This is a genomic window from Weissella sp. DD23, from assembly GCF_001579105.1.
GTDB classification, from domain to species: Bacteria; Bacillota; Bacilli; order Lactobacillales; family Lactobacillaceae; genus Weissella; species Weissella cibaria.
Map to the genome: position 1 here is coordinate 30,479 of NZ_KQ970400.1, position 6,392 is coordinate 36,870.

Genomic DNA, 6,392 nt, shown 5'->3' on the forward strand with positions numbered 1-6,392 from the left:
AGTATAACGCTAAAATCCGAAATTGTCGACAGCTGCCTCATGATATTAATCATAATCGCTTGCGTTACCTTCGTCATCGCCAGCCATAATTTCTGCCGCAATTAGCGGTTCAATGTCATCTACTAGAGCCTGATTGTCATCATCATTCTCATGCGCAATAATCTCGCCACCAATAATTGGCAACAAGTCATCCGTGCCACCATTACGGGTTGGCCCACCCTCGACTGTCGCGTTAACCGGCGTCTCCTGCCTTACTTCCTCACCTGTGGGCCGGCCAGCCCACCAAACTGACCCGCCGAGCATCAAAACACCGACCCCAATCGATTTCAAAGCAAAGCCCGTTACGGCGCCATCCCCCATCAATAAACCAAGTACCAAACTAATCAGCCCAACTGCCAAGATGAGCACACCCAAAACCATGCCAGCCAACATCAACAAATATCCCATGGCCAACCACCTCCATTTGTCTCCATCTTAGCACACATCCCCTTACCGCTCACGCCAGCACGCATACGCATGAATGACGTGATGACTTGGACAGTGTCTGGCCACTAAATGTTGTACTTTCTGCCAATGGTGACCAATATGCAAGCGCCAGCCATCAAACCGATAGCCTGGCCGATGGGGTTGTTCAAACGTGGCCTCGGGCACCTGCTCACCTGGTAACGCCGTAACTTGCACGCGTGGATTACTAGTTGTAAATTTGCCTAACCCGGCATCTAACTGAAAGACCGCGAGTTTTTGACGTGGCATAAATAACTTAATTTTCGTTGTTCCGCGTAGCTTCACGTCATGATAAATCACATTTTTAATGGTCAATTCACCTGCATAACCAACCTGGTTCCGCCCGTCAACCTGTTTCGTAGTTTGGTGCGCTTGTTTCAACGTTGCATGTGTTTGATGCACCGTGAGTAACTGTGGTTTCCCTAAACCGGTAATTTGATACCCCGCACTCCCGGTTAAGCCGTATGCTGCTAGCAAGGCATTGAGTTCTTGATAACTCACCCGGTAACTGGGTAACATCAAGGTCGTCGGCAAATTGATAGTCGTTGCACGGCCAGCCAGTGTATAGGCCGTAATCGGCTCCGTTTGCCGTAAAATTTCAGTATTCGACATGACCGTCACGGCTTGTACATCATCACCGACTAAAAACGCCAAGCAAACTGTCAAAAACAATAACATATACGCGCGTATCATCGTCATCGCCCCCTTCAGATGATACAAAAAAGGCCGCAATCGTCACCGACTACCGCCTCATCACTTATACTTCCTCCGTAACCACACCTTGATCATCAATCAAGACAGAGTTGATACCTTGGTTACCAAAGAACTTTACTGATTCAAATTCTAATTTCAAGACAACAAAGGTTTCCTTTGCGCCACCAACGACTTCGGTCCATTCTGGAATTTGATTATCCAACAATGGCAAAACATCATCAATGGCCTTATCCGTTAAATGAATTTGCGCCTTATTTGACGTCACGACTCCGTTATCATCATCGGTTGGCACCGTCGTGAATGATACGTGCGGGTTCGCTTCAATTTCAGCCATTTTGTTTGAATTACGTGGCGTTGTGATATAGATATAGTTTGTAAATTCATCTGGCATCAGATAAAAGACATCACGGTTAGATGGGCGATTATTCACACAAGTTGCCAAATTCAAGACGTGTGAATCACGCAAGTATTTTTCCAATAGTTCAGATTGTGTCGCAGTTGCTGTTGTCATGTTCATTTCTTCCTTTCATATTCCCTGTTTACCGTTTATTATACTGATTCAGCCATATAAATGCCGGTACCAAGCTTGGAAGAGTTTGTGAAGAATAGAAAAAGACTGATTCTTGACACAGAATCAGTCTTTCTTCATTTTGATTAACCTAGTTCGGCGTATGTTGCCCCTTGGTCCGGACCTGTAAAGCTAAAGTCCTTAACCGCACGGTGTGAACGCAAGTATTCTTGCACACCTTGGCGAATAGCGCCTGTTCCCTTACCGTGAATGATTTCAACAGAAGGTAAGTTATTCAGCAAGGCCCGATCGATGAACTGATCCAGCTCACCCATCGCTGCCTCATAACGTTGGCCACGCAAATCAAGCGTTGCTGATGCGTTTGCGCGGTTAACCGCCTTATTCGTGCTAACACGTGGCTTAGCGGCTGCCTTTTGCTCCGACTTCGCCGTTTGTGCAGCTGCTTGCTTCTCGATTTCATCTTCAGCCAGCACCATCTTCAAAATACCCATTTGGACTTCGAACTTGCCGTCCTTTAACTTGCGCTTAACAGTACCTTGTTGACCGTACTCACGAACCAAGACAGTGTCACCAGCGGCAATATCTTGACTCTTAGCCTGCTTAGCCTTCCGCAAAACGCGATTGTTTTCCGCTGATGGTTCTTGTCGCATTGCGTTCAAGGCACCCTTAGCATCCATCAACTTGTTTTCCTTAACGGCCACCCCATCTAACTGCATCTTACGCAAATCAGCGATAATCTTATCGGCCTTCTTACGCGAATCTGCCACGATGTGGTTAGCTTCCTTCTTGGCTTCTTCCAGTGTACGGGCCTTCTCAGTTTCCATCTTTTCAAGCTTTTGCTCGTAATCGTTCTTCATCTGACGATTTTCGATAACTTGTTGCGCCAACTGCACTTGTTGCGCCAAAACGGCATTACGACGTTCAACCAAATCAGCAATCATGTCATTCAACTCTTGCGAATCTTCTGACGTCAATGAAGCCGCAGCATCAATAATTGATTGATCCAACCCCAAACGCTTTGAGATTTCCAACGCGTTTGAACGGCCGGGAATGCCAAGCAAGAACTTGTACGTTGGACGCAAAGTATCAACGTCAAACTCCATCGATGCATTGATTGTGTCGACACGGTTGTAACCGTAGACCTTCAACTCTGGGTAGTGTGTCGTTGCCACAGTGTATGAACCCTTGGCACCAACTGCATCCAGAATAGACATCGCCAAAGCGGCCCCTTCTTGAGGGTCTGTTCCAGCACCCAATTCGTCAAATAGCACCAAAGAATCCGCGTCAATTTGCTTCAAAATATCAACAATGTTGACCATGTGTGATGAGAACGTTGACAATGATTGTTCAATTGACTGCTCATCACCAATATCAGCAAAGACTTCCTTAAACAAGCCAACCGTTGAATACTCAGCCGTTGGGATAAACAAACCTGATTGGGCCATTAATTGTAACAAGCCCAGCGTCTTCAAGGTAATCGTCTTACCACCGGTGTTTGGTCCAGTGACAATAATCGCCTTGTAGTCTTCACCGATAATAATATCGTTGGCAACCGCCTTTTGTGGGTCCAACAATGGGTGACGCGCTTGGAGCAAACGCACGTGATTTTCTGGACTGTACTCTGGCTCCTGGGCCTTAGTTGCTGCAGCATAACGCGCCTTCGCGTTCACAAAATCCAAGTGGCCTAACACTTCTGCATTCTTCTGAATGTTTTCGGCTTCCGGACGCAACATATCTGACAATTCTGCCAAAACACGTTCTTCTTCGTGTCGCTCCTTGATATAGTGCTCACGCAAACGGTTGTTCATATCAACCACGTCAGCTGGTTCAATATATAATGTCTGACCAGTTTGTGATTGATCGTGCACAACGCCACCAAAACGACTACGGTATTCAGCCTTAACCGGAATAACATAACGATCACTGCGAATCGTCACAATTGGATCTGACAGATACTGTGCTGACTTACCACGAGTGTAATCTTGCATCTTCTGACGGATTGCATTTTCAGTCGAGGTGATTGCTTGGCGAACCCGGTGTAGTTCAGGTGACGCTTCGTCAGTAACACGACCATCACCATCAATTGCCGTGTTCACACGGCGCGTCAAATCTTGCATCACAACCAAACGTGAGTAGTATGGTCGCAAGGCAGCCAATGGCTCACCACGGTCTTCAATTAAGTTTTCAAAGAACATACGCATTTGACCGGTTGTAAACAGCACCCGACCAACTTGGGCCAATTCTGTACCACTTAGCGCTGCATCGATACGTAAACGTTGCATGTGTGGCTTAACATCAGCCAGCTTAGGAATATTAATTCCCCCTTGCCAACGTAATACCTTAGCTGCATCAGACGTTTCCGCCAACCAAGCTTGCATTTCATTGGCATCAGCCGTTGGCAACAAGTTGCGCAACTCATTTTCACCGGCAGCCGTTGAGAGGTATGGCCGCAACTGGGCCTTTACCGCATCATACTCAAGGGTTGCCAAGACTTTCTTATTCATCTGTCTGAACCTCTAATATCTCTATTTCTGCCCTACTGGAGAATCCACCATTGATAGATGGCGTCTGAGAAGTAAGGTGTTTGATTTAACATCCACTGGGCGACGGGTGACTGAATCATCGCGTCGTGATACCAAGGGATTTCTAATGTCTGTGTTAATTGTAAAACAAAGAAGATTTCAATGTAGACTAAAAGGCCGTATACAAGCAGGCCAGCCAAGCGATTTAGTTTACCTAAAACAGGAACCTTATTAATAAAACGCAGACTGCGTTCAATCGACCGCAGGACCAGCGACCCGCCAAACATCAAGATTCCAAACGCTAATCCTGACGCCAGAAATTCATTTGCTTTATCAGCTAGCACAGTTGGTACACCGTTTGCGGCCCATCGTGCTTGGATTGTTGTCAAAAACGTCGCATGAATCCACGCCCCGAAGCGATGCGACAAAAGAATGGCAACCGCGTACACGATAAACCGGCCCCCGAACGAGACTAAACTACGTGTAAACCCGAGCGTATAACCACGCGTCATCGCAGCGACTAATAACACCAGAATGATAACTGATAGTAAATTCATTACTTATTAGCGTCCTTCTCGGCCTGCATCTTCAACTGATCTGATAGTGCATTAATGGCCAACAACGTTAGTAATTGATCGTCAGTTAAGTGTGGGGCTAGCTCGCGCATTTCGTTCAATTGTTGATTTGCCAAGTCGAACACAGCCTTCATGTGGGCTTGGGTCTCATTTGACGTAATGGTAATTGGCTTACCAAGGATTTCGCCTTTAAAGCGCATCTTTTCTGCCATGGTTTTGCCTTCCTTTCACGGATGTCGTTCTTATTTCATAATTTCCAGTATAGCAAAAAAACGCTGATGTTTCAGCGTTTTTCATTGACTTGCTAATTATCCTAGTGTTTGGTAATCCGAAGTAAATTCAGGTGCCTTCACAATTTTGAATGCTGGGCCGTTTTTGATTAGGTAATCACCACAATTACCAATACTATCAGGCTCATGCAATCGCAACTGGTTATCTGCCTTTGATTGCCAAGTCACAATACCCTTTTGCAATGCGTCCTGCACCCAAACAGCAGGTGCCGTATCGTCTGAGATTTGCCATGCCTCGACAATCATATCATTGTGTTTCACTTGCATATCGAGTCGCCTACTTTCTTTCTGCTTAGCGATTCTCTTCTCCCTAAGTACAATTTTACACCATGTCGGCACAAATTTACTGTTTGAACATTAGGTGAAACGGTTAACTTTTAGATAGTTAAATGGTCGTCGCGTTGTGACGAGCATGGCAGGTGTCAGCCAAGATATACTTAGTTGTTCAACCGCATAAAAAAGCACGCAATTTGCATGCGTGCTTTCGTTTAATCTTCGAATTCTTCTGGATCAAAATCCGTACCATCAAGCATACGGGCTTCTAGCCAGTCCCAGACGTTATCCTTACCATATTTGGTTTCTGATGAGAAAATCTCAAAGTCAGATACGTCAGGGTTAAATTGCAAACCGCGCTTGATATCTGCCTCAGCCTTATTCCACTTACCACGTGAAATCTTGTCAGCCTTCGTGGCAACAACCAAAACTGGTAGGCCGATGTCATCAGACGTCAACCAGTTGTACATCTCGATGTCTTCCTTAGAAGGCATGTGACGTGCATCCACCAGTTGCACAATACCCTTCAGTGGCTCACGGGTACGCAAGTATTCACCAATCATGACCGCAAACTCTTCACGGGCCTTCTTAGAAACCTTAGCATACCCATACCCAGGCACGTCGACGAAAAAGATTTGATCTTCCACCTTGTAGAAGTTCAAGGTTTGCGTCTTACCAGGTTGTGATGAGGTGCGGGCAAATGACTTGCGGTTAATCAAAACGTTCGTCAATGAAGACTTACCAACATTTGAACGACCAACGAATGCCACCTCAGGTAAACCATCAGTTGGGTATTGGCTGGCACGCACAGCGGACATTACCATTTCGACATTGTGTACTTCCATGATAAATCCTCCGTTAGTTTTGTTCTGTAACCATCTCTGGTTGCTCGTTACGTAATACAGCACCTTCAGTAATAATAACGCCGTTAACGTCATCACGTGATGGTACGTCGAACATTACGTCGCGCATCGTCTCCTCAATA

At 45.9% G+C, this 6,392-nt stretch carries 8 protein-coding genes; all 8 read right to left on the reverse strand.

Annotated features, from left to right (window positions below):
• Positions 1–45 precede the first annotated feature (45 nt).
• Positions 46–447: a hypothetical protein gene (locus tag WEIDD23_RS11275; protein ID WP_010369702.1), complete on the reverse strand. Its 402-nt coding sequence runs from the start codon at positions 445–447 to the stop codon at positions 46–48.
• A gap of 42 nt (positions 448–489) precedes the next feature.
• Positions 490–1,197, reverse strand: coding sequence for a hypothetical protein (locus WEIDD23_RS11280; RefSeq protein ID WP_010369705.1), 708 nt, complete (start codon positions 1,195–1,197; stop codon positions 490–492).
• A gap of 64 nt (positions 1,198–1,261) precedes the next feature.
• Positions 1,262–1,729, reverse strand: a complete 468-nt coding sequence (locus tag WEIDD23_RS11285) for a pyridoxamine 5'-phosphate oxidase family protein (RefSeq protein WP_062359043.1) — start codon at positions 1,727–1,729, stop codon at positions 1,262–1,264.
• Between the two features lie 143 nt (positions 1,730–1,872).
• Positions 1,873–4,251, reverse strand: coding sequence for an endonuclease MutS2 (locus WEIDD23_RS11290; RefSeq protein WP_062359044.1), 2,379 nt, complete (start codon positions 4,249–4,251; stop codon positions 1,873–1,875).
• Positions 4,252–4,283: 32 nt separating this feature from the next.
• Positions 4,284–4,826, reverse strand: a complete 543-nt coding sequence (locus WEIDD23_RS11295) for a CvpA family protein (protein WP_010369715.1) — start codon at positions 4,824–4,826, stop codon at positions 4,284–4,286.
• The gene (gene zapA / locus WEIDD23_RS11300; RefSeq protein WP_010369719.1) at positions 4,826–5,056 is read right to left on the reverse strand and encodes a cell division protein ZapA; all 231 of its coding nucleotides are present in this window, start codon (positions 5,054–5,056) and stop codon (positions 4,826–4,828) included. Before zapA ends, WEIDD23_RS11295 begins: the two co-directional genes overlap by 1 nt.
• A 96-nt stretch (positions 5,057–5,152) precedes the next feature.
• Positions 5,153–5,401, reverse strand: a complete 249-nt coding sequence (locus tag WEIDD23_RS11305) for a hypothetical protein (RefSeq protein WP_010369722.1) — start codon at positions 5,399–5,401, stop codon at positions 5,153–5,155.
• A 221-nt stretch (positions 5,402–5,622) separates the two neighbouring features.
• The gene (gene yihA / locus WEIDD23_RS11310; protein ID WP_043709109.1) at positions 5,623–6,252 is read right to left on the reverse strand and encodes a ribosome biogenesis GTP-binding protein YihA/YsxC; all 630 of its coding nucleotides are present in this window, start codon (positions 6,250–6,252) and stop codon (positions 5,623–5,625) included.
• Positions 6,253–6,392 lie beyond the last annotated feature (140 nt).